Annotated in this window: 14 protein-coding genes and 1 other RNA gene; 3 read left to right on the forward strand and 12 right to left on the reverse strand. The window is 35.0% G+C overall.

Annotated elements, in window-relative coordinates:
- Nucleotides 1-11: 11 nt before the first annotated feature.
- From HHX25_RS20795 to ffs, 4 genes are all read right to left on the reverse strand, one after another.
- A complete protein-coding gene (locus HHX25_RS20795) occupies nt 12-422 on the reverse strand; it encodes a hypothetical protein (RefSeq protein WP_169677348.1) in 411 nt (136 codons plus the stop codon).
- Nucleotides 423-615: 193 nt separating this feature from the next.
- Nucleotides 616-1008, reverse strand: a complete 393-nt coding sequence (locus tag HHX25_RS20800) for a hypothetical protein (protein ID WP_169677349.1) — start codon at nt 1006-1008, stop codon at nt 616-618.
- A gap of 84 nt (nt 1009-1092) precedes the next feature.
- Nucleotides 1093-1896, reverse strand: coding sequence for an SDR family oxidoreductase (locus tag HHX25_RS20805; protein WP_169677350.1), 804 nt, complete (start codon nt 1894-1896; stop codon nt 1093-1095).
- Nucleotides 1897-2023: 127 nt separating this feature from the next.
- Nucleotides 2024-2122, reverse strand: an RNA gene (gene ffs / locus HHX25_RS20810) — signal recognition particle sRNA small type.
- An 88-nt stretch (nt 2123-2210) separates the two neighbouring features.
- On the opposite strand from ffs, the gene HHX25_RS20815 reads away from it, so the two are divergent.
- Entirely contained in the window at nt 2211-3248 is a 1038-nt protein-coding gene (locus HHX25_RS20815; RefSeq protein WP_169677351.1) for a glutaminyl-peptide cyclotransferase, read from the forward strand.
- Between the two features lie 93 nt (nt 3249-3341).
- Here HHX25_RS20815 and hutI read toward each other — a convergent pair whose 3' ends face one another.
- The 3 genes from hutI to hutH are packed head-to-tail and all read right to left on the reverse strand — an operon-like array spanning nt 3342 to nt 8081.
- On the reverse strand, nt 3342-4583 hold the full coding sequence (gene hutI / locus HHX25_RS20820) for an imidazolonepropionase (protein ID WP_169677352.1): 1242 nt from the start codon (nt 4581-4583) through the stop codon (nt 3342-3344).
- On the reverse strand, nt 4583-6580 hold the full coding sequence (locus HHX25_RS20825; RefSeq protein WP_169677353.1) for a urocanate hydratase: 1998 nt from the start codon (nt 6578-6580) through the stop codon (nt 4583-4585). Before HHX25_RS20825 ends, hutI begins: the two co-directional genes overlap by 1 nt.
- Nucleotides 6581-6587: 7 nt before the next feature.
- Nucleotides 6588-8081, reverse strand: a complete 1494-nt coding sequence (gene hutH, locus HHX25_RS20830; protein WP_169677354.1) for a histidine ammonia-lyase — start codon at nt 8079-8081, stop codon at nt 6588-6590.
- Between the two features lie 79 nt (nt 8082-8160).
- Here hutH and HHX25_RS20835 point away from each other — a divergent pair, with 79 nt between their 5' ends.
- Complete coding sequence (locus HHX25_RS20835) at nt 8161-9039, forward strand: LysR family transcriptional regulator (RefSeq protein WP_169677355.1); 879 nt, start codon at nt 8161-8163, stop codon at nt 9037-9039.
- A gap of 570 nt (nt 9040-9609) precedes the next feature.
- Here HHX25_RS20835 and HHX25_RS20840 read toward each other — a convergent pair.
- The 3 genes from HHX25_RS20840 to HHX25_RS20855 all read right to left on the reverse strand — a co-directional run bounded on the left by HHX25_RS20840 (nt 9610) and on the right by HHX25_RS20855 (nt 16445).
- Nucleotides 9610-11109, reverse strand: coding sequence for an aminotransferase class V-fold PLP-dependent enzyme (locus HHX25_RS20840; protein ID WP_240964597.1), 1500 nt, complete (start codon nt 11107-11109; stop codon nt 9610-9612).
- Nucleotides 11090-13363: a protein-disulfide reductase DsbD family protein gene (locus tag HHX25_RS20845; RefSeq protein ID WP_240964598.1), complete on the reverse strand. Its 2274-nt coding sequence runs from the start codon at nt 13361-13363 to the stop codon at nt 11090-11092. Before HHX25_RS20845 ends, HHX25_RS20840 begins: the two co-directional genes overlap by 20 nt.
- A 250-nt stretch (nt 13364-13613) precedes the next feature.
- Entirely contained in the window at nt 13614-16445 is a 2832-nt protein-coding gene (locus tag HHX25_RS20855) for a M16 family metallopeptidase (RefSeq protein WP_169677356.1), read from the reverse strand.
- A 310-nt stretch (nt 16446-16755) separates the two neighbouring features.
- Here HHX25_RS20855 and HHX25_RS20860 point away from each other — a divergent pair, with 310 nt between their 5' ends.
- Nucleotides 16756-17601 carry a carboxypeptidase-like regulatory domain-containing protein gene (locus HHX25_RS20860; protein WP_169677357.1) on the forward strand — a complete coding sequence of 282 codons (846 nt, stop codon included), beginning with the start codon at nt 16756-16758 and terminating at the stop codon, nt 17599-17601.
- Nucleotides 17602-17625: 24 nt separating this feature from the next.
- Here the strand turns inward: HHX25_RS20860 and HHX25_RS20865 are convergent, their stop codons facing one another.
- Both HHX25_RS20865 and HHX25_RS20870 read right to left on the reverse strand, forming a co-directional pair.
- Nucleotides 17626-18597, reverse strand: coding sequence for a PorP/SprF family type IX secretion system membrane protein (locus HHX25_RS20865; protein WP_169677358.1), 972 nt, complete (start codon nt 18595-18597; stop codon nt 17626-17628).
- 41 nt (nt 18598-18638) lie between these two features.
- The gene (locus tag HHX25_RS20870; RefSeq protein ID WP_205958089.1) at nt 18639-24083 is read right to left on the reverse strand and encodes a T9SS type B sorting domain-containing protein; all 5445 of its coding nucleotides are present in this window, start codon (nt 24081-24083) and stop codon (nt 18639-18641) included.
- Nucleotides 24084-24099 lie beyond the last annotated feature (16 nt).

Here is a 24099-nt window from a genome sequence, read left to right on the forward strand (position 1 = left end):
AAAAACTATTTTTATTTAATGGCTATCACATAGTCCCTAGAAGTGTCGTCGGAACATAGCGGTCCATTACTTCTTCCAAACTCGTTATAATGAGGTATCACTTCTAAATAGACTTTAATATTAAATCGCCCCGATTCCTTAGGTACACCTTTAAAAACTACTTCTCTATGTCTATTGTAGAAAACGTCTATGCCTTCTGGCAACCTGCCCGAAACATCGAAATAATAATCGTAATCATTATCATTGGGCTCGTTTTTAATTTCTGCAGTAATAATTTCTGAATAGTACTCATTAACAAATCCAACAGCCAAAGTTTTAGCATGCAATTCTGGCTTTACATTAATAATACAATCTAATAAATCATCACAGCCACTCAAAGAAAAAAGAGGAATTAAAAAAATTATAAGTAAATATCGTTTCATAATTCTAGGTTTAAAAACAATAGATATCAAATAATATGCCGAAAAATATTTTAAAGTTTATAATCATTAAAAGCTCTAAATTCTATACTAGCACTGTTAATACATAGAATATGATTATCCAGACTACTATATAGGAGTTATAACAGACTAACGTATATGAGCTAATGCCTTTTAATCACACTATAAGCTCCCCTTATTTAATGGTTAGAGTATAAGATTTAGAAGCTCTATTTCTACATAATTTATCTTCCCCGTTTACTGACCTCACATTTACAAAAACTTCTATAATAAACTCACCTGATTCTCTAGGTACTCCTTTCAAAATAAGTTTTCTATGTCCCTCACTGGAAGATTTTAAACCTACTGGTAACCCAGAAACATCGAAAGAATAACTAAAATCATCATCATTAATTTTATTTTTAATTTTAGCAGTAATAACTTCGGTATAATATTCAGCAATAAATCCATTGTCCAAAGTTTTGCTATGTAATATAGGTTTTACGCCAATAATACAATTAAATATAGGTTCACAAGCACTTAAAGAAAAAAGAAAAATTAAAAAAATTATAGGTAAATATCGTTTCATTTTTGCAGGTTAAGCTTATAAGCAATGTATCACAAAAAATGTACCAAAAACGCTTTTCTTACCTTTTTTAAGAATTAAAATTGGTTAAAGCTTATAATGATTCATTAATAACTTTTCATACAACTTATCTGGTAATATGCGTTTTAAAACAATTGAGAATTTTTGCATAAACTCTCCTACCTTATAATGTACTTTCGGGTTTCCTGTATTTATAATTTTATATACAGCATGTGCCATTAAATTTGGATTGCTTCCATTATCTACATGAGTATCCATTAAACTTAAAGATTTACCATACGTTTCTTTATAAGGAGATGTATCAAGAAGTGGTGCATGGTAACGCCCTGCAGCAATATTTGTAGCAAAATCGCCAGGAGCAACATTGGTCATTTTAATATTAAATGCTTTTAGTTCCATTCTAAAGGCCTCTGTTAAAAGTTCTAAAGCACCTTTACTGGCACTATATATACCCCGATAGGGCAACCCCATATAACCAGCTATAGAGGTTACATTTATAATTAGTCCAGATTGCTGCTCTCGCATTTGCGGTAATACCGCTTTAATAACATTTATAGGACCGAAAAAATTAGTCTCAAAATTGTTCTTAATTTCTTCTTCTGGTATTTCTTCAATAGGCCCTGTGATACCAGCTCCCGCATTATTAATAACAACATCCAGTCGGCCCTCATTTTCAATAATGGTACGAACCGTGCTTAGTATAGTATCATTTTCCTTAACATCCAATGCTAAAATAGAAAACTTATTATTTTTATATTTGTCAGGGTTTCTACTAGTTCCATAAACTATGAAGTTTTTTTGAATTAAATAGTCTCCTATAGATTTTCCAATACCCGAGGAACCGCCCGTAATTAAAACAACTTTAGACATCTTTTTTTAATATATTGAAGTACCAAAAATACAATTAAAATTATAAGGTTTCCATCTTCACGGAAATGTATTAAACTAAAAAATCTTGATTCGCTAGCGCTTTCAAGATTTGAATTTATTGCACAAAAAAAGGCAAGCTACCTACATCACACCGCTACAACCGTTTACCTTTGCTTCGTTCCCGACCTGGAGGATTCAACAGGAGCTGGTTGTGTAGGACTTGCCGAGTGCAAAGATACAATCTTTTAAAATTTTCACAATGATTTTTTAAACTGATTTTAAATAAATATCTTGCTTCAAATTAAAAATTAACAATGAATACATTCAAATATCTATTAATCATATTTTTAGGTGGATTAATTATTTCTTGCGGTTCAAATTCTGGTAAAAATAAAAATGTCTTTTCTATAAAAACAAATGCCAATAAAGGAGATATTTCTAATAATGAAGCGTTATTGCTATCTATAGAAAATAAAAAAAATCATACAATAGATTCTGTTTCTTATGCTTTAGATGGTATTAATGTTGGTGAAAATGTTCCATTACGTAATTTCAAATTAGGCAAACAAACTGTAGAAGCCATCGTATACTTTAATAGTAGTGAAAAAGAAATGGTCAACACAACGGTAACCATATTAAATGATGTACCGCCAAAAGTCTATAGCTATAAAATTATAAATGAATACCCTCATGATATCACTTCGTATACTCAAGGTATAGAGTTTTTTAACGATACTCTTTATGAAAGTACTGGTCAATATAAAAAATCCAAACTTAGAAAAATTGACTATAAAACAGGTAAAATTATTAAAGGTATTGACTTAGCAGATGAATACTTTGGTGAAGGTCTTACTATCTTAAATGACAAAATATATCAACTAACATGGAGAAAAGGTACTGGGTTTGTTTACGATGTGAATTCATTTAATAAACTAAGTAGTTTTAAATATGGTAACAGCAAGGAAGGTTGGGGATTATGCAACTACGAAAATACAATTTACAAAAGTGACGGTACAGAAAAAATATGGCTTTTAAATCCAGAAACCTTAGCTGAAGAATCATTTATCCAAGTATATACCAATAAAGGAAAAATTGTTGGTGTTAATGAAATGGAATGGATAGACGGGAAAATATATGCCAATCGCTATCAAAAAGATGGAGTTGCTATTATTAATCCGAAAAATGGTGCCGTTACAGGTGTTATTAATTTTTCCCCTCTTAAAAAGTTAGTAACACAACATGAAACACTGGATGTCCTCAACGGCATTGCCTATAACCCAAAGACCAATACCATTTTTGTGACTGGTAAACATTGGGATAAACTATTTGAAGTAGAAATTATTGAAAAGTAGAAAATATACGCTGTTATATATTATGTGATTTTTACTAAATGTAATACAGCTGAAAGATTTAACCGACTTAAAGTCATAATCAATAATACATACTTAAACACCAATCGTTTTACCTCTTAGGTATACTTTTTCTATTTGATTTGATCCAAATGCATATGGAATAGTCCCATAGGAATTAATTACTTTAGTAAGAATCAAATTTGCTTGTTTCCCTTTGGTTACAGAACCTACTTTAGCTTCTAAACCCATGGCATAAGCACCATTTATAGTGGCAGCATTAATAGCCTCTTCAGGTGTCATGTTCATCTTTATGCAAGCAGAAGAAACCACAAAATTCATGTTTCCTGACGGTGCAGAGCCAGGATTATAATCTGTTGCCAAAGCTAATGGCAATCCTGCATCGATTATTTTACGAGCTGGTGTATATGGAATACCCAGAAAATAAGAACAACCTGGTAAAGCCACGGGCATAGTATTCGTATTTTTTAAGATTTCTATATCTTCATCTCTCATTTCTTCTAAATGATCTACAGACAAAGCATGATGCTTCACGCCTACCTGAACACCTCCAATAGCCGTAAACTGATTAACATGTATTTTTGGTTTCAACCCAAATGCCTTACCCGCTTCTAGAATTAACTCTGTATCGGCAACAGAGAAGTAATTGGTTTCACAAAAAACATCAATATATTCGGCCAAATTTTCTTCAGCGATTTTTGGCAACATGTCATCTATCAATAGTTTTAAATACGCGCCCTTACTTTCTTTATACACTTCCGGAACGGCATGTGCTCCTAAAAAAGTGGCTTTAATAGGTATTTGATAATGCTCCTTTAATCGTTTAATAACTCGTAACATTTTTAGTTCAGAATCCAGAGTTAAACCGTAACCCGATTTAATTTCGATAGCTCCAGTCCCTAATTGAATAACCTCCTCCAGTCGCTCCCTGCTTTGCTGGTATAAAACGTCCTCTGAAGTTTCTTGTAGGACCTTGGCTGAATTTAAAATTCCGCCGCCATTAGCTGCAATAGCTTCATAAGACAATCCCTTAATTCTGTCTTCAAATTCGCCTTCACGGTTTCCTGCATAAACAATATGTGTATGGGAATCACACCAAGACGGTAATATCATTTTTCCTGTAGTATCGATGACTTCCGAAAAACCTGTTTTAGGGCAGTCTTCCATATTTCCAAAATCAGAAATCAATCCATTATCAATCAATAAAAATGCGTTTTTAATAGTAGGTAAATCGCGCATTGCTTTTCCAGAAACAAATGGTATCGGGTTTTCCCGGACTTGAATAAGTTCTTTTATATTTTTGAATAGAGTTGTCATTAAAATATATTGTTAAGCAAGTTATCGTCTACTAAATTAGGAATTGTTACCTTTAAATGGGGCGTTCTTTCCATTTCTCGCTTCATAGCAAATATAGCTTCACTATTTCTGGCCCAACTTCTGCGAGCAATGCCATTGTTTACATCATAGAACAACATGCTTTTTAAGCGAGCCTCTGCTTCTGGCGAACCATCTAACAACAGCCCAAAACCACCATTAATGACTTCTCCCCAACCTACACCACCTCCGTTATGAATAGATACCCATGTAGCTCCTCTAAAACTATCGCCAATAACATTATGAATGGCCATATCTGCTGTAAATTTACTGCCATCGTAAATATTAGATGTCTCTCTAAATGGAGAATCTGTTCCACTTACATCATGATGATCCCTACCTAGAACCACTGGCCCTATTTTACCTGCCGCAATGGCGTTATTAAACGCCTCTGCTATTTTAGTCCGTCCCTCAGCATCAGCATATAAAATACGTGCTTGTGACCCTACAACCATTTTATTTTTCCTCGCATTTTTAATCCAGGTAATATTGTCCTGCATTTGCAATTGAATCTCTTCTGGTGAGCTTCTCTTGATATCCTGTAAAACAGTTTCTGCTATGGTATCGGTTGCATCCAAATCTTCTGATTTTCCAGAGGTACAGACCCAACGAAAAGGACCAAAACCATAATCAAAACACATAGGACCCAAAATATCTTGGACATACGATGGGAACTTAAAGTCGATCCCATTTTCTGACATCACATCTGCACTGGCTCGAGACGCTTCTAACAAAAATGCATTGCCATAATCAAAAAAATAAGTCCCCTTATTAGTGTGTTTATTAATTGCTAAGACATGTCTACGCAATGATGCTTGTACCTTTTCTTTAAACAGTTCTGGGGCTTCACGAATTAATCGGTTTGATTCCTCATATGACATACCAGCAGGGTAATAACCACCTGTCCAAGGAATGTGCAATGAGGTTTGATCTGATCCTACATGAACAAAAATATTATCTTCATCAAAGCGCTCCCATACATCAACCACATTGCCTATAAATGCTATAGAAACAACTTCTTTATTTGTCTGTGCCTGTTGTACTCTAATAATCAAGGTATCCATATCATCAATCAATACATCTACCCAACCTTGCTCAAAACGTTTAATTGCTGCCTTCGGATTCACTTCAGCACAAATAGTAATACACCCAGCTATATTACCTGCCTTTGGTTGCGCACCACTCATTCCGCCTAATCCTGCAGTTAAAAATATTTTTCCCTTTGGGCCATCTCCTTTAGGTAAAATTTTGCGGAAGGCATTCATAATTGTAATCGTTGTTCCATGTACAATTCCTTGTGGTCCTATATACATAAAGGACCCAGCCGTCATTTGTCCATATTGGGTCACTCCCAGGGCATTAAATTTTTCCCAATCGTCAGGTTGTGAATAATTAGGTATCATCATGCCATTCGTTACAATAACCCTGGGGGCTCCTTTTGAGGAAGGAAATAATCCCATTGGGTGACCAGAATATATATGCAACGTTTGTTCGTCTGTCATGATGGCTAAATATTGCATAACTAGAAGATACTGCGCCCAATTTTGAAATACGGCACCATTACCTCCATAGGTAATTAACTCCTCAGGATGCTGTGCAACAGCAGGATCAAGATTGTTTTGAATCATCAACATAATGGCTGCTGCTTGTGAAGATTTAGCAGGATATTCTGAAACTGATCTTGCATATATTTCATAGTCTGGTTTAAATCTGTACATGTAAATTCTACCATATGCTTTCAATTCTTCAGCAAATTCTATAGCCAACTCCTTGTGCCAATCTTTTGGAAAATAGCGTAGCGCATTTCTAACGGCTAATCTTTTTTCTTCTATTGATAGAATATCTTTCCGCTTAGGCGCCTTATTTACACCAGATGGATAAACTCTTTTACCTGGTAATTTATTAGAAATTCCTTGTAATATTTGATCTTGAAATGTCATTCTATATTTACTTTAAATTGAAAGCTTGATTTTTAACCAACAGAATCATCGTATCGATATCATCTTTTAAAAGTCTATCATCCTCTAATTTTGGTACTTTTTTCCTAATGATTCTAAAGTTTTCTTCTATAATATCTGAAAAAGTGTTGGGTCTTCTAAATTCTAAAGCTTGGGCTGCATACATTAATTCTATCGCTAATATTTTATCAATGTTTCCTAATATTTGATTGAATTTACGGCCAGAAATGCTTCCCATAGACACATGGTCTTCTTGCCCTAAAGATGTTGGAATGCTATCTGCCGATGGTGGAAAGCATAATGATTTATTTTCTGTAACCAAAGCTGCCGTGGTATATTGCGGAATCATAAAACCTGAATTTAATCCACCTCCACTCGTTAATAATCGGGGTAAGCCAAATTTCCCTTCTAATAATAGATAGCATCTCCTATCTGAAATATTCCCTAACTCTGATGCGGCTATGGAAGCATAATCTAATGCCATAGCCAATGGTTGCCCGTGAAAATTCCCTCCAGAAATGGCTTCTGTATCACTTAAAACAATAGGGTTATCGGTTACAGAATTCATTTCTATTTCTGCTAACTCTTTTAAATGATAATAAGCATGTCTAGAGGCACCATGTACCTGAGGGATACAACGCATTGAATAAGGGTCCTGGACACGTTCGCAATTTTCATGAGAATCTACATTTTGTGACTTGTAAAGCAACATAAACATTCTTTCAGCGACTTCAATAGTGCCTTTAAAAGGACGTATTTTATGTAATTCATCTCTAAACGGAGAAGAACTCCCTTGATATCCTTCAATACTCATAGCCCCAGCAACATCTGCTAAATCCAATAAATATCCCATCTTATGCAAACCAATAATGGTATGTGCCAAAATAAACTGGGTACCATTTATCAACCCTAAACCTTCCTTAGCCTGTAATGACAAAGGTTTTAATTGATGTTTTTCCAATACAGTTTTTGCCCGTTCTATTTTGTTACCAATCCAAAATTCGCCTACGCCTATTAATGGCAAAAATAAATGAGATAGTGGAGCCAAGTCCCCAGACGCTCCAACGGAACCTTGCTCTGGAACTACTGGCAACAAGTTATGATCAACAAAATATAAAATTCTTTCTATTAACTCTAATCGAACACCAGAATACCCTTGACATAATGCATGTACCTTACAAATCATCATAATTTTAGATAACATTTTGTCTATAGGTTCTCCAACACCAACAGCATGCGTAATAAGCAAGTTTTCTTGTAGTTTATTTGTCTCCTCAAGTGTAATTTGCACATCACATAAGGGCCCAAATCCAGTATTAATCCCATAAACTGCTTTATTTCCAGATGCTATAGCTTCTACCCTTTTCCTACAGGCAATCACCTTTTCTTTTGCTTCTGAAGTTATAACCGCATTCAATTTCCCTTTAGAAATGGCCAGTACTTTATTTACTGTTAGGTTATCTATACCGTATTTAAATGTCATATTACAAAAATTGGTCAATAACAAAGTTATTTTTATTTTTGATAACCAACAATACCATTTAATAACATAAACAATAACCATGAGTTATCAAATAGAATTAAGACATATCAGATATTTTTTAGCTGTTGCTAAAGATTTACACTTTAGAAAAGCAGCGGAAAAGCTGTTTATTTCGCAACCAGGGTTAAGCAGGCGAATTAAACAGATGGAAGATGATTTAGGTGTTGTTTTATTTGAAAGGCATAATAGAAAAGTTATACTAACCAAGGCAGGTGAATACCTCAAAGAAGAATTAACCCTAAACTTAAAAAACCTAGAACATACCTTTTATCATGCTAAATTGTTAAATGATGGTAAAAAAGGTGATTTAAAATTTGGCTATGTAGGGTCTGCTATGCAAGATATGATTCCAAATTTATTGATAGCATTTAAAAAAGAACACCCAAATATCCTTTTTAATTTGAAAGAAATGGATAATCATAAGCAAATTGAAGGTTTATTGTCATATGATATTGATTTAGGTTTTGTGCGTTTAGACAGAGTGCCAAAAGAATTGGAGATAAAACCCATTTTAAAAGAAAATTTTTGTTTGGTCTTACCATATGACCACATTTTAAATAAAGAAGACTTCCAAACTTTGTATCAATTAAAAAAGGAATCGTTTATCTTATTCGATCCAAAATATAGCGCTACCTATTTTGAAAAAGTCATGCAAATTTTCGATGATAGCGGTTTTACCCCAATCGTTTCACATAATACTATTCATGCGAGCTCTATATATAAGCTTGTAGAAAACAATTTTGGAGTCTCTATTGTTCCTAAATCTTTAATGGATATTAATAATAAAAAAGTCAAGTTCATTGAATTAGCTAACATAAAACAAAAAACAACACTTTCAATGGTATGGAATAAACATAATAGAAATCCTATTTTAAATAGGGTTTTTGATTTTATTTAGAGAGGTTATCGAATAAGATTTAAGTTTTGTCATTCCTGCACAGATAGGAATCCACTTTAATTGTAAAAATATTGAACCAATTCTGTGTTTTACTCAATTAAATAAACCCAATCTTTAGACAAGTCTTTCCATTTGGGCTTTTATTTTTCCGTTAAATCAATTTTCCTTGAGGTTTCCATTTCTTTATATTCTTCTCTTTCAAAGGCATCATTAACATATTGATCCGTTTTAAAGTAAAATAATTTATCTTAGCCATGTTTCTTTGTAAAGCCTTCAATTAATTGGTTTTTGTACTCAAACATGCGTCGCTATAAATTGTTTATTACACCAATAAGGTCCCACAAGTTTTATTAGCTAGGATATAAAGATAATATTGGTGAACGGTCTATACATGAAACTTAATGCTTAGTTAGTGGATTCCTGCCTTCGCAGGAATGACAAAGGAATAATTATCAAATAATAGCTAAATATTTATAATTTTTCTGCTTTTCGAGCAGAGCACTACAAAAACCCACCTTAGCATGGATGAAAGATTATGAATATAACGTATTAAATTACGTCAATATACAACTACAAATTAAACCATCCCTTTGTTATTTCTTTTTCAATATTTGGATTTTCTTTATGAATGAATTCATTTTTTAAAGCGTTATATTCATAATCTTTCCCCCAATCCTCGTAATTTGCCGCCACTTCTTTTATAGCATTACAGATAAAATAAATGTCTTCATTAGTCATTGTAGGATGAATAGACATTCTTACCCATCCAGGACGCTCAATTAAACAGCCTTCCAATATTTTTTGCTCGATAGACTTCGAAGTCGATTGATCAACATTTAATAAATAATGCCCGTACGTTCCTGCGCATGAACAGCCTCCTCTGGTTTGAACCCCAAAACGGTCATTTAGTAACTTAACAGCCAAATTATAATGGGCATCTTCAATAAAAAATGAAAACACCCCCAATCTATCTCTATGATTTGGAGCTAATATTGTTAAATTTTCTATAGTACCTAGTTTTTCAAAAATAATCTCATTTAGCTCATGCTCTCTATCCAAAATATTTTGTACCCCCATTTTCTCCTTAAGCTGAATGGAAAGTGCTATTTTTATGGCCTGTAAAAATCCTGGTGTACCACCATCTTCTCTGGTTTCAATATCATCTATATAATCATGATCGCCCCAAGGGTTTGTATAGGATACAGTACCTCCCCCTGGATTGTCTGGCACCATGTTTTTATATAACTTTTTATTAAATATCAATACTCCGGAAGATCCTGGACCCCCTAAGAATTTATGAGGCGAAAAAGTAATAGCATCTAAATATGCTTCTTCATCTTCTGGATGCATGTCAATATTTACATAGGGTGCTGAGCATGCAAAATCCACAAAACACAAGCCATTATTCCGATGCATGATTTTTGCTACTTCATGATAATTGGTTCTAATACCTGTTACATTGGAACATCCTGTAATAGCTGCTATTTTAATTGGACAATCTTTATATTTTTCAATAAGTTTTTCCAAATTTTCAGCACAGGGCAATCCTTCTTCATTTGAGGGAATAACCTCGACATCTGCAATCGTTTCCAACCAAGAAGTTTGGTTGGAATGGTGCTCCATATGAGATACAAAAATGATAGGTTTTAAAGCGTTGGGAATCTGTGTATGATCTTTTAAATTCTCATTTAGTTTTAGGCCTAAAATACGTTGAAACTTGTTAATAGCCCCTGTCATTCCTGTTCCAACCGTTATGAGCACATCTTCTTCTAAAGCATTTACATGCTTTTTAATAATGTTTCTTGCATTATGATATGCCAGAGTCATAGCAGAACCTGTTGTAGAGGTTTCGGTGTGTGTGTTGGCTACAAAAGGTCCTATTTCATTGAGAAGTTTTTCTTCTATAGGTCCATATAACCTCCCACTAGCTGTCCAATCGGCATAAATAATTTTCTGTTTGCCGTAAGGGGATTCAAAAGATTTGTTAAAACCAACTATATTATTTCGAAAGGGCTCGAAATATAATTCCAGTTTCGAAACGCTTAAGGTTTTACTCATTCTTGCTTTCATTAAAAACTTTTAATCCACATTCTAAAAACTGTGCATATTCATCTTCATCTGGTGTATAATCGGCTGGTTGATTTAAAATTTTAGTTCCGTCGGAGTTTAACAATACATAATAAGGCTGCGAATTGTTTTGAAAGAATTGTGTTTGAAAATTAGCCCATTTATGACCATAATTTTTTAATTTTCTTGTACCTCCATTTATTCTGTTAACATTTACCTGTTCTGCCTCTGGCAATGCTTTTTTATCATCTACATAAAGGGATATTAGTACATAATCATTTCTTAAATAATCATCGATCTTTTTGAGGGACCAGACATGCTCTTCCATTTTTCTACAATTCACGCAAGCGTATCCAGTAAAATCTAACATAATAGGCTTATTTACTTTTTTGGCGTAAGCAATCCCTGTTTTTAAATCTTTAAAACAGTCTAAGTTATTGGGGCAGTCGTTAGGATATAAAAAGCTATACCCAACTGGTGGTGCCAACCCACTTAACAGTGTTAACGGTGTAAATGTATTGGTCTCTTTGTTTACCCTAAATCCAGAGGCCAAGTAAATTGTAAATGCTGCAACCAATACCCCCCCTGCTATTCTTGAAAAAGATAGCTTTTTAATTGGGGAGTCATGAGGAAATTTAATTTTACCAAACAGGTACAATGCTAAACCTCCAAAAATAATAATCCAAAGTATTAAAAAGGGTTCAATTTTTAAAAGATTCCAATGCGCAACTAAATCGGCATTCGATAAAAACTTAAACGCCAACGCCAATTCCAAAAAGCCTAAAATCACTTTGGTCGTATTTAGCCAACCTCCAGATTTTGGCAAGGCATTCATCATATTTGGAAACATTGCAAATAATGCAAAAGGCAAGCCCAAAGATACACCGAAGCCTGCCATACCTGCTGTAAGCTGCCATGCACCTCCATCTGAAGTTAATGATCCTGCTAATAATGAGCCTAATATTGGTCCTGTACAAGAGAAAGATACTATAGCTAGTGTTAGTGCCATAAAGAAAATGCCAACAAGCCCTCCAGAATTCTCTCCTTGGGTTGTCCTGTTTGTCCAACTAGATGGTAATGTTAATTCGTAATATCCGAAAAATGAAAAAGCAAAAAATAAAAATATAGCAAAGAATATTACATTAAGCCATACATTCGTTGATATTTCATTTAATATATCTGGATTTACGGAATCCAAAAGATGAAAAGGGATACTTAAAATGATATACACAGCAAAAATGAAAAAACCGTAAAGCAATGCTTTAGAAATTCCTGAGCCTTTACTTTGTCCACTTTTTTTAGTAAAGAAACTTACTGTTAGCGGTATCATAGGGAATACACATGGTGTTAAAAGAGCTAATAATCCTCCTAGAAAACCCAAGCCGAAAATACCCCATAACGATTTCCCTCCTTTTTGTACTTCTGAGGCACTACTTGAAACTTCACTTTCACATTTAACATTAGAGATCCTTAAATCTTCTGAGGTCAGACCATACAATAAGCTATTTACAACAGCATTATTTACTGTTGAAGCTGGTTTATTTGATAATGATATATGAACTGCTTTCTTAGTGTCAGATTCATTCGAATCATTCTCTCCTGATAAGTTAAAGCTTGCGCTTATATCTTCTGTTTTTGAGTGATGTAGTTTATAATCAATACTAGTATCGTTAGCTGACATATCGGGAGCTACTTTTATTACTTCGTCCCCACCTTCTGTTGCTTCCGTTAAATTATTGTCGTCTGTAGTATCAACCTTAGTTGGAGATTCTTTATTATGATCAACCTTGTTCGAATTACTTTCTCCTGATTCATTTATATTAAATAGTAAATCAACTTCTTTTGGAGCCAGGCATCTGGTATCGTCGCACACCATAAACTCTACAGTTCCCGAAATAGTTTTTGTGTTTTTGGTCACTTCTATTATTTGCTCAAAAACAGCACTTTCTCCAAAAAACTTAATTTTCATCTCAAAAATAGGGTCATCAACAATATGACCTGCTCCCTCTTTTGTGCTCCCTTTTATTTTGATGGTTTTATTAGCATCATCATAAGTAAATGTTGTAGGTATTGGACCTCCTTCTGGCACTTCTTGCGAATAGAGATGCCAGCCAGACTCAATACTTGCTTTAGAGATTAATTTATATTCTGTATCAGATATTTTCTCTACAGAGGTAGTCCATTTCACTGGATCTAAAATTTGAGAATTCCCTATAGTTAAAGAAAATAAGGCTAATAAGAGTACAAGCTTTTTCATAATACTTTATATTTTTAAAAGAGGCCGTCTAAAACAAAAAATTGTCTCATCGAACGCAGTTGGGATGTCTTCATTTAAAAGTTCATAACTGTAATCGGCAAACATCTAAGTACTTATTAACAGCCTCTTTTGTTCATCTTTCTATGTATATTTTAGCAGACTAACTCAAAAATATAATTAACACAATAACAAAGGTATTAAGAAAGATGTTGCTATTTAATTTTATGTTTTATTTACTGCAAATAATATTTTAAACTTTGGGCTTGAATACAATTTCATAAGACTTAGCATCTTTTAAAAGTGCTTTAGCAAAGTTTTGAATATCTTTTACTGTAATATTATTGATAATATCTTCAAAGTTCTTTGAATCATTCATATTATAACCCTCACGATAAAAACGTGTTAACAAACGCATATCATAACTATTATAGTCTTTTTGCTGTTTTCGTTCCTTTAAATAATTTGTTAATGTTTTATCTAAATCTACTTGAATGATATCTCCATTCGCAATTTTATTTATTTCTTCATGTACAATAGCTATCAACGTTTCTACCTTTTCTGGGTTACAATCAAAATTGACAGAAACAGACGCTTTTTGCAAAGGTCGCTTAGACAAACCAGCACTAGTGCTTGCTCCATAAGTTCCGCCTTCTTCTTCTCTTAACGTTTCGGTATATCTTAAATCTAACATATCACCAAAAGCACGAGCCAATAAAGCATTTTTCAAACTATATTTATAGTCATTTTTATAAGAAATCCTTACAGAACTTTTTGGATCTTCCATTTTTAGATAGATATCTTTATCTATTTTTCTACTTAGCCATGGTGTTGAATTATCTTTCCATGATTCTTTTACATTACTAGTAGGTATGCTAGCTATGTATTTCTCCAGTAATGGTTTGAGAGCATCTTTTTGAATATCGCCTACGATAAAAAACTCAAAATCTGCTGCATTTCCAAATCTGTCATTATAGATCATCTTTATTTTATCAAAAGAAATATCTTTAATAAAATCGTCATTAAATAGACGTCGTTTTGGATTATTATTACCATATAAGGCAACGGTCATACTATCCCTCATTTTTTCGGAAATGTTTTCTTTTCTCCTTATTTTGTAGTTCTCCACATTTTGCATGATAACATCAAATCCGCTCTCATCAAAACGAGGTTTTACGAAACGTAGATAAACCATTTGCAACATGGTTTCTGTATCTTTTGTTACGGAAGAACCCGAAATATTTTCCGTTAACCCTGAAATATTAATTTTAGTATTTGCTGTTTTACCTGCCAATACTTTTGGTAGGTCTGTAGCAGAATAATCTCCTAATCCCGAAAACTGAATAACATTAGTTAACAAATCTGCCGAAGGTAAATCTGAATCATTTAACAATGACCTACCTCCTTTACTTATCGCTTTTAATTTTACATCATTAGCATTTTTGTTAGCAAATTTGTAATGTACTTTAATACCATTACCTAAATTAAATGTCGTTGAAGCCAATGCTTCATTTTCTTCTTCTGAAGTAATCGTCCCTTTTTTAATTGTGATTCCAGAAATTAATGTCTTTCCTCCAAAGTCATCGGTATAAGCTTCTATAGAGGTGTCATGCTCCACTTCGTTGATGATATTTAGTGCATCTTCTTTGGTTAAATTATTATTGCCTTTTACACCTGTTACTGTTAAAAACCTGTTTTTATCTGTATATAGTTTTTTAAGAGCTGTATGGATCTCTTCTGGTTTTAATACGCTAAAAATTGTTTTTACGATGTCGAACTCCTTTTCAATATCTGTTATAGCAACATTATTTAAATAATCATCCTGTATTGATTTTACAATACGATTATGAGATATATCATTCTTTTTACTTATCTGGTTTTCGTAATAACTTTTAAAATTTGTAATCGTTCGATCTATCTCAGCTTTGGCAAAACCAAACTTTACTGCTCTATTAACTTCTGTTAAAACAGATTTAAATGCGGCATGTTGTTGGTTTGGTTTTGGATACACAGCCATATTAAAGGCTTTTGTTGTTCTAGAATGATCGGAATACCCTATACGTGCTGCTAAAAAAGTGGCATCTGGTTTTTTGGAAAGTTCATTAATTCTTGTAGATAGCATCCTTGTTACCATACCATTTAATAAGGAAGTTTTTAAGCTTGCAACCGTTTCTTCTTTCAATGGTTTTGGGTGTCTGATTCCAAAACTCATATTGGATGTAGTAACTTCTTCATCCATAGCCATAGAATATAACATATCATCGTTATCTGGAATGTCGATCACAAAACGTTTTTTCGGGTTATTTACCGCTGGAATCTTGGAAAATAATACTTTAATTTTTTCCTCGACCTGATCAACATCTATGTCTCCTATGATAGCAATGGCTTGTAAATCGGTTCTATACCAATCATGGTAAAAGTCACGCAATGCTTTATATTCAAAATTCTCAACAATGTCCATCAAACCAATCGGCAAACGTTGTGCATACTTTGAATGATTAAACATAGTTCCTATATTTTTCTGAAGAATTCGCATGCCTCCACTTTGCCTTGTACGCCATTCCTCTTTAATAACACCTCGTTCTGCATCAATCTCCTCGTCTGTTAGCAATAAGTAATTTGACCAGTCATGTAAAACCAATAAGCCTGTGTCTATAAGTTCTGGTATTGTGGGTATATTGTTTATATTATACACTGTTTCATCAAAAGATGTATAGGCATTTATATCTTTTCCAAAAACCAATCCATGTTTTTGCATGGTATTCAAAATTCCTTTTCCTTCAAAATTTTTGGTTCCATTAAAAGCCATATGTTCTAAAAAATGTGCCAGGCCTTGTTGGTTATCATTTTCTAAAACGGAACCCACATTTTGAATAATGTAATAACTTGCTACATCTTTAGTGACATCTGTACTCTTTAGATAATAAGTCAAACCATTTGGGAGCACCCCCTTTCTTATACTTTGGTCTATAGGCAGCAATCTATCTAATTCTAAATTTTCAACAGCCTCTTGTCCATGTGTATTAAGTGTTATACTTACTACAAAAAGTAAAAACGGTATGACTTTAACGTGTTGCTTAATCATTCGTAATCGTGTTTTTATTTATATTATACTAAGGAAACATTTTTCTTACTTTAACATACTAATAAAATGTTAAATTTGATTTTTTTCTTCTTCAAAGTATCATTTTAATCACTTTTTTAAAAGACTTATTTATAACACAAGTAAAACATAGAATGGGTGGGTTTCATAATCCACTATTTATATAAAGTTTATTCTTTAACACACTTTCTAATTTAACAGCTGGACACTATTTTGTTTTATTTACTCAATCAAAAGACTTGTTTACTCATTTTTGGTTTTATTTTATGTCCATCTTCTCTTTATTTGAACCATGAGAAAAGTAATAAATATTAATATCCCAAAACCCTGTCGTGAGGACTGGAATAAAATGACCCCTGAAGAAAAAGGAAGGCATTGCAACATTTGTCAAAAAACTGTTTTTGATTTCACTTCTAAAACTGATGAATACATTGTAAAAACTTTTATAGAAAATTCGAATATTTGTGGCCGTTTTAAAGCCACTCAATTGAAAAGGGAGCTTGTATTAAGAAGAAAAGGGACTAATACCTATTTATCTTTCGTAGCATCAGGTCTATTTGCATTCTTAGGCCTTACTAGCCAATATACATATTCACAAAAACCAACCAAAGTCGAACAACGGGATACTTTACAAAAAGCTAAAATGCAAACAAATAAACATTCTTCAATTGATAAAAAAGGAAATTATATTAGAGGCGTTATAAGAGATACTGACAAACTTCCGTTACCAGGAGCCATCATTTTGATTAAAGGGACAACTAGAGGCACGACAAGTGATCCTGACGGTAACTTTTCTATAGAAGCCAAATTAGGTGATACATTACAGATAAGTTATCTGGGCTATGAGTCGAAAGAAATTAAAATCACAGAAAAAACACCTAATATTGTTTTACTAGAACTAGAAGAAGATATTTTGGGTGATATCGAAGTTGTAGTTGGTGATGCCGTTGGAAACTCTCATTACACATATTCACCTGAAGAACTAGAGAGAAAACGATTAAATAAGTTAAGAAGAAAAAACCACTTTAAATTTTATAAAAGGAAAAGTAAAGAGCGTCGGTTAAAAATTAAAAACGGAGACATTGAACGCTCTAAACTAGGCAAGTTTTTTCATAATTTATTTAATAAAAAAGACTGATTATAAAGTTTACTCAATGTTTTATTAATGCACAGGACTTTGTGTACATGGACAATTACTTATACCTCGCAAAAAGTCCAAGCCTATAGTAACCATATGTGTACCAGAGTTGAAACTGGATAGATTGTTTGTTGTTATTTGATAAGCATATCCTAAATAGAAAATAGACTTTTTAAAACCTACCATTGGACCAATATTCAAGGGCTTAAAAAATTGATCATTAAGAAAACGATATGATATTCCAGCCCAATAATAATCTTCTTTCCTATTAAATTTTCTAAACTTAAAATTTAAATCTGTACTCGATCTGCTATCACTACTAAATAATTGGTAATACACGGATGGTTCGAATTCCAGACCACTCTTCTTAGGGCCTCTAAATGTATACCCTGAGTAAATTTGATAATTTAAAAGTAGATTAGGTTCTAATCTTCTAATGGACTCATCAATATCTTTACCCAAAACATTATTGGCATTAAAACTCATAAAAAAACCTTTCCATCTAAATAATGCACTAACATCAAAATTATTATTTGTGGTAGACCTATCATCAGTTGGTATCGTATTTACCGGGTTTTGGGAATTGTTTTCAAAATTTGCAACATCGATTCTAAAATGATTAAGATTATAAGAAATACCAAAAGACAAGTACATTTTTGCATAGTAATCTAAAATAAGATGATGCGCAAATGAGAACTTAGCTCCTTTTTGCAAGGTAAGTCCATTACTATCATTATAAAAAGATAACCCAATACCAGAACGGTCTGCGATTCTAAAATCGGCGTAAACGGATTGGTTTTGTGGGGCGTCTTTTATACCAACCCATTGTGTTAAACCATTGGCTCTGGTCTTTAGGTTATCTCCAATACCTGCATATGCTGGTGAGACTACAAAATTATTTTCTGCTAAATATTGTGTAAAAACTGGTAAGTTTAACTCCTGGCTATAGCTGTTAGCTATAACCAAGAGAAACATATATATAAATAGTTTTTGCATTTGAATCCTTTTAGTTTTTAAAATCATAATCTCATTTTTCATTATCTATAAAGTGTGAAATGCCCAACAAATTCACGGTCATCCTTTGGATCATTGAGTTTTAATACATACCAATAATCTCCAGTTGGAAGTTCTGCGCCATTGTATTTACCATCCCACTTTTCTCCTACGCGTAATGTTGCTATGGCTCGACCATATCTATCGAAAATATCGAAAGTAAGGTCTTTGTATTGTGACGTACAACCTGGCCCCCATTCATCAAGGTCACCATCGCCATTAGGTGTAAAGTAATTAGAAATACACACATCTACGTATTCAAAATATCTGGTAGCAGTAGCCACACAACCATTACTATCGGTCACAGTGACTGTATAATCTCCAGATGCGTAAATAATAAACTTGTTCTCACTTCCATAAGACTCACCATTAAGTGTATATTCAAATGGTTCGGCTCCGCCACTGGTTACAGCAACAATCTCGTTTAATTCACCATCTTCTAACACAAGCATTAATGGATCGAATTGAGAAATATCAAAGTTTTCGGTTCTTTGAATACAACCGTTTGTATGTCTTACATCTATAAAATGATCTAATCCAGGTGGCACATTTACAAACACATTGCTGGCTTGGTATGGCCCACCATCTAATGAGTAGTCCAATTCTGTAAGGTCAGTGACATCTGCAGTTACCGTAACTGTATTGGTTGATAAATTACCTGTACAACCGTATTCAATATTAGCTACTGGGTTAATACTTACTGATTCTGGGAAGTCTATATTCCATTCAGACTCACAACCAAGTGCGTCTCTAACAAAAACGATATGATCTCCACCTGCAAGATTTGCAAAATCAAATTGTGTTTGCGTCGCAGTTCCTGTTGTATACACACCATTTATGTCATCTAAGGCTACACTATATGGCATTTGTCCTCCTGAAATTTCAATACTAAATTCACCATCCAAATCACCTTCACAAACCTCAGGCATTATTGAACCAGGAACAACATTTACTATCACTGGAGTTGGTGCACCAATTGTGAAGCTTTCAAAAACAAAGCAGCCTAATTCATCCTGTGCAATAGCTTGATAAGTACCTGGAGCTAGGTCTTCAAATGTCGATGTTTCGAAGAACTGATCTAACCTAGGAGAAATAGCATATCTAATCAACCCAGTACCTCCAGTAGCATTTATTTGTAAAATACCGTCATTACTACCAGGACATGACACAGCACTTGGCACAAAAGTTGCTTCCAATGGTGCTGATGGTTCTGTAATCGTTATCAATGCTGACGTAGCTAAACAATCATCACTATCCACTCTTACCTGATACGTTCCAGCTATTAAGCCAGTGAAAACTCCTGTACTATTTTGTGTAAGTGGTGTGATATTAGTTCCCGATCCATCTTGCAAAGTATACACATAATTGCCTAAACCACCTTGGGCTGTAGCAGTAATGCTACCAGTATTATCACCTGCACAATTAATGGTCGGATTCGCCGATTCTAAATTAACGACTAATGTTGGAAGCGGATCAATTCTAATTTCATTAGAAGCATTCGCATTACAACCATTCGCATCCCTCACATAATAAACATGAGTTCCAACACCCACAGGTATTGTTACTGATGATGCAAACGACCCTAAAGTGGTTACAAAATTAGGCGTATCGCTATACGTATATGGTCCTGTTCCTCCCGTAGCACTTAATGTTAATTCGCTACTTGTTAAACAGGTTTGCGTAGTAGCTACTGCTAAAGTTGTTTCTATTTGCGTAGGCTCATTAATAACCACATTAGGTGAATTGAACTCACAATTATATCCATCGGTCACAGTAACATTATAAGTTCCTGCACCTAAATCTGTAAATACTGGAGAAGTTTGAGGTCCAGACGATGTTGCCGTTGGAGACACCATATTCAGTGTATAAGAATAATTACTTCCTTGTCCACCAGTAACCAGACTCACTGTTATGCTTGCATTATTATCTCCAAAACACGCTAATAAGTTAGTGCTTGGTGTTACCGTCGCATCAATAGGTGTTGGAATTGTTAACGTAATCGGATCGGAAGCTATACAGCCACCAGCATCTCTAACATTTACTGTATAAACGCCAGCTGCCAAATCCCTAAATGTTCCATTTGAAGAATATGCAACCGTTGCAGCTCCTGTTAACTCATACTCGTAAGGTATTCTACCTCCACTAGCTACTGCTGTAATGACACCTGCATTATTATCACAGGTCACATTAGCAGCTTCTGAAGCGGTTACTGTTAATGCAGAAGCTGGAGAATCTATAGTCACTACATTCGATGTTGTTGTACAGAACGGACTCGCCGTTTCGGTTACAACTACGGTGTAATTACCTCCCGTCAACCCGCCTACAACTTCTGGGTTTGTTGATGTATTGGCAGCTGTGATACCTCTTACCGAAGCTCCCGTACTATCCAATATATCATAATTATAAGGTCCTGTATATCCAGTTACATTAATTTCAAATGTGCCATTAGTATCTGTAAAACAAGTCACCGCTGTTGTAGCCGTTATCACGGCATCAATCGTATCAAAAGGCACAACAGTAAATGGTGGTGTCACTATGGTACAACCTGTATCCAGATCATTCACTTGGAAATAGTAATCTCCTGGATCTGTTATATTAAATGTATTTGAAGCCTGAGGCGTACCGCTTGGCAACATTTGGTAACTAAAGTTTCCAGAGCCACCTGTAACTGTTATAGCGACAGAACCTGTACCATTACAATCAATTGGTGTTACAATCGCTACAGATGCATCTACCAACGCTGGTAATGGTGCTATAGCTACTGTATTGGTCGCTACACATCCATTATCATCTCTCACAAAGATATTGATGGTCTGCGGACTTCCTGTATCTATAATATCAAATGTATTCGCGGTAAAGTAATTTGTACCGTCAATACTATATGTATATGGTGCAGTTCCTGTTCCTGCTCCTTCATTAATGGTTAATATGGATGCATTTACAGAATTATCTGGCGCACATGCATACGGTGTTGCTGTACCTGACACCGTTAAAAGTGTAGGTTCTGTAACTGGTACCACAGATGTATCGAAACATCCTCTACCAGAATTTACTCGTACGGTATAGTTTCCAGCAACCAATCCTGTAAAAATATTTGAGGTTTGTGGCGCTACTACAATAGGAGCCGTTATCTCATATGTATAAACTGGATTATCATTACTTACTGGTAAGTTTACTGTAATTGAACCATCGTTCCCACCATTACAGCTCACATTCACAACATCTGTCGTGAATGTAACTGGCGTAGCAGCAGATAACGTTACTGTAACATCATTTGTACATGTCGTTACTGTATCTGTTATTTCAATAGTATAAGTACCTGAAGGTACACCTGAGAATACATTACCAGCTAAACTTATGGATACTGGATTTGGACTTATAGTATAATCATAAGATCCTGAACCTCCGAACGGTGTTACTGTTATTACACCATCATCATCAGAACAGCCAGGCAATGTTGTTATTGCTGGGGTTAATCCTAAAGGTTCATAAACTGTTACTGGAGTACTGGTCGCTGTACAACCATTAGCATCTCTCACTGTTACTGTATAGCTTCCTGCTGTTGCAACTGTAAATGTTCCACTAGATTGGAAACCAGTTCCTATAGAATATTCTAAAGGAGCTACACCTGTACTACTTGTTACCGTAAAAGTAAACGGGTCTGCCCCTGCTATACATGAAGCCATCGCAGGAACTGTTACAGTTGGTAACGGATCGTTAATAATAGTAACGGTATCCATTTCTGGACAACCATTTTGGTCTAAAACATACACATCCCAGACTAAATCTGTTCCTAAATTTGTATCAACCGTTAAAATATTATTAGTACCGTATGCTGCTGGTAGTGGAGCCGCTGCTCCTGATACTACTGCCGCATAGGTATAAGGGCTTGTTCCATCTGATGCTGTAACTGTAATCTGTGAGTTATAATTAGTACAGAATACATTTGTTGCTGTAGCTGTAAATGATAAAGGAGCTGCTGGTTCCCCAACTGGTACCGTAAACGTATCGGTACAGCCCGTGGTTTCGTCCGTTACAACAATTACCTGGTTTCCTGCTGGCAACCCTGTTAAATTAATCGTTGCTGCCGATTGACCTGTTATTGCCGCTCCTGCATTAATGGTGTAGCTATACGTTCCTGCAAAATCTCCAACCGTAAAATCCACTGCTCCATCCGAACCACCATTACAGCTTACATCGTTAACCAACACGCCCGAAACCGTAATATTCACTACAGGGTCAACCGTATATAATTCCTCATAGGTACATCCGTTGGCATCGGTTACCTCAAACAGATAGGTATCTGGGGCTAAACCTGTAAATATTCCGCTTGCTGCCCCCGTTACATTCCCTGTGGCACTGGCTGGCGACAAAATAGCATAGGCCAATGGTCCCACGCCGTCTGTAGCCGTTAAGGTAACGGTACTTGTCAATGCCAAACAGGTCACTGGTGTCGATACAAAATCCAAGTCGGTCGGAGGATCCAAAGCTGGAACGGTTTCTGTAATAGGTGCACTCGTACAGCCATTACTGTCCCTAATTATAGCGGATACCACGCCTGCCGTATTCGTTGTAAACGTATTGTTCGATGTAAAATTAACCCCGCCGTCAAAACTATACATATATGGGGGCGTACCTGCACCTGGATCTGGGGTAATCGTTACTGTGGCCGACTGGGTAGCGTTGCCCGCTCCACAGGTCAACCCTTGGGTCAATGCCGCGGTTCCCGTAACACTTGATGGCTCCGTAATGTTCACTACGGTGGCAGCCGAATCACAGTCCTTGGCATCTCTAACCACTACGTTATATGGCCCTCCTGCTACATTCAATCCATTAAATACATTCGATGCCTGGAACGTCGCGCCGTTATCTATACTGTATTGGTATGGTGGTACGCCGTTGGAAGCCGTTACTACAATGCTTCCATCTGCTCCTCCTATACAGCTTACATCCGTATGGACCTCTGTAAGCGTCGGTGTTGATAATGGGTTTACCGTAATGGTATTAGATACTGCCTGACAACCTTGAGAATCCGTCACCCTAAACTCATAAGTCCCATCTGTAGTTACTGTATATGGTGATCCTGCAATCACTGCAAACCCGCCACCATTAAAGTTAACCTCAAAGGTCGTATAGGTTCCTGTTCCTCCGCTTGGCGTCAAGTTGATCGTTCCATCTGGTGTAACCGTACAATCCAAGTCTTTAGTCAGGTTAGCTGACAATAACAATTGCGGCGCTACTACGTAAGTTGTTGAAGCATCACAACCATTATCATCCTGGATGCTTACCGTATAAGTCCCCGGTGCATTTATTGTAAATGTCGGACTTGCTTGATACCCGCTACCAATGCTATAGGTTGCTGAGCCATTATAAGTCGTGCCCGATAAGGTTATGCTGAATGGTGATCCCGTATAACATTGCTGTGCCACCGGATTTATTGTCGGT

Origin of the sequence: Flavivirga algicola (genome assembly GCF_012910715.1) — a bacterium.
Lineage (GTDB): Bacteria > Bacteroidota > Bacteroidia > Flavobacteriales > Flavobacteriaceae > Flavivirga > Flavivirga algicola.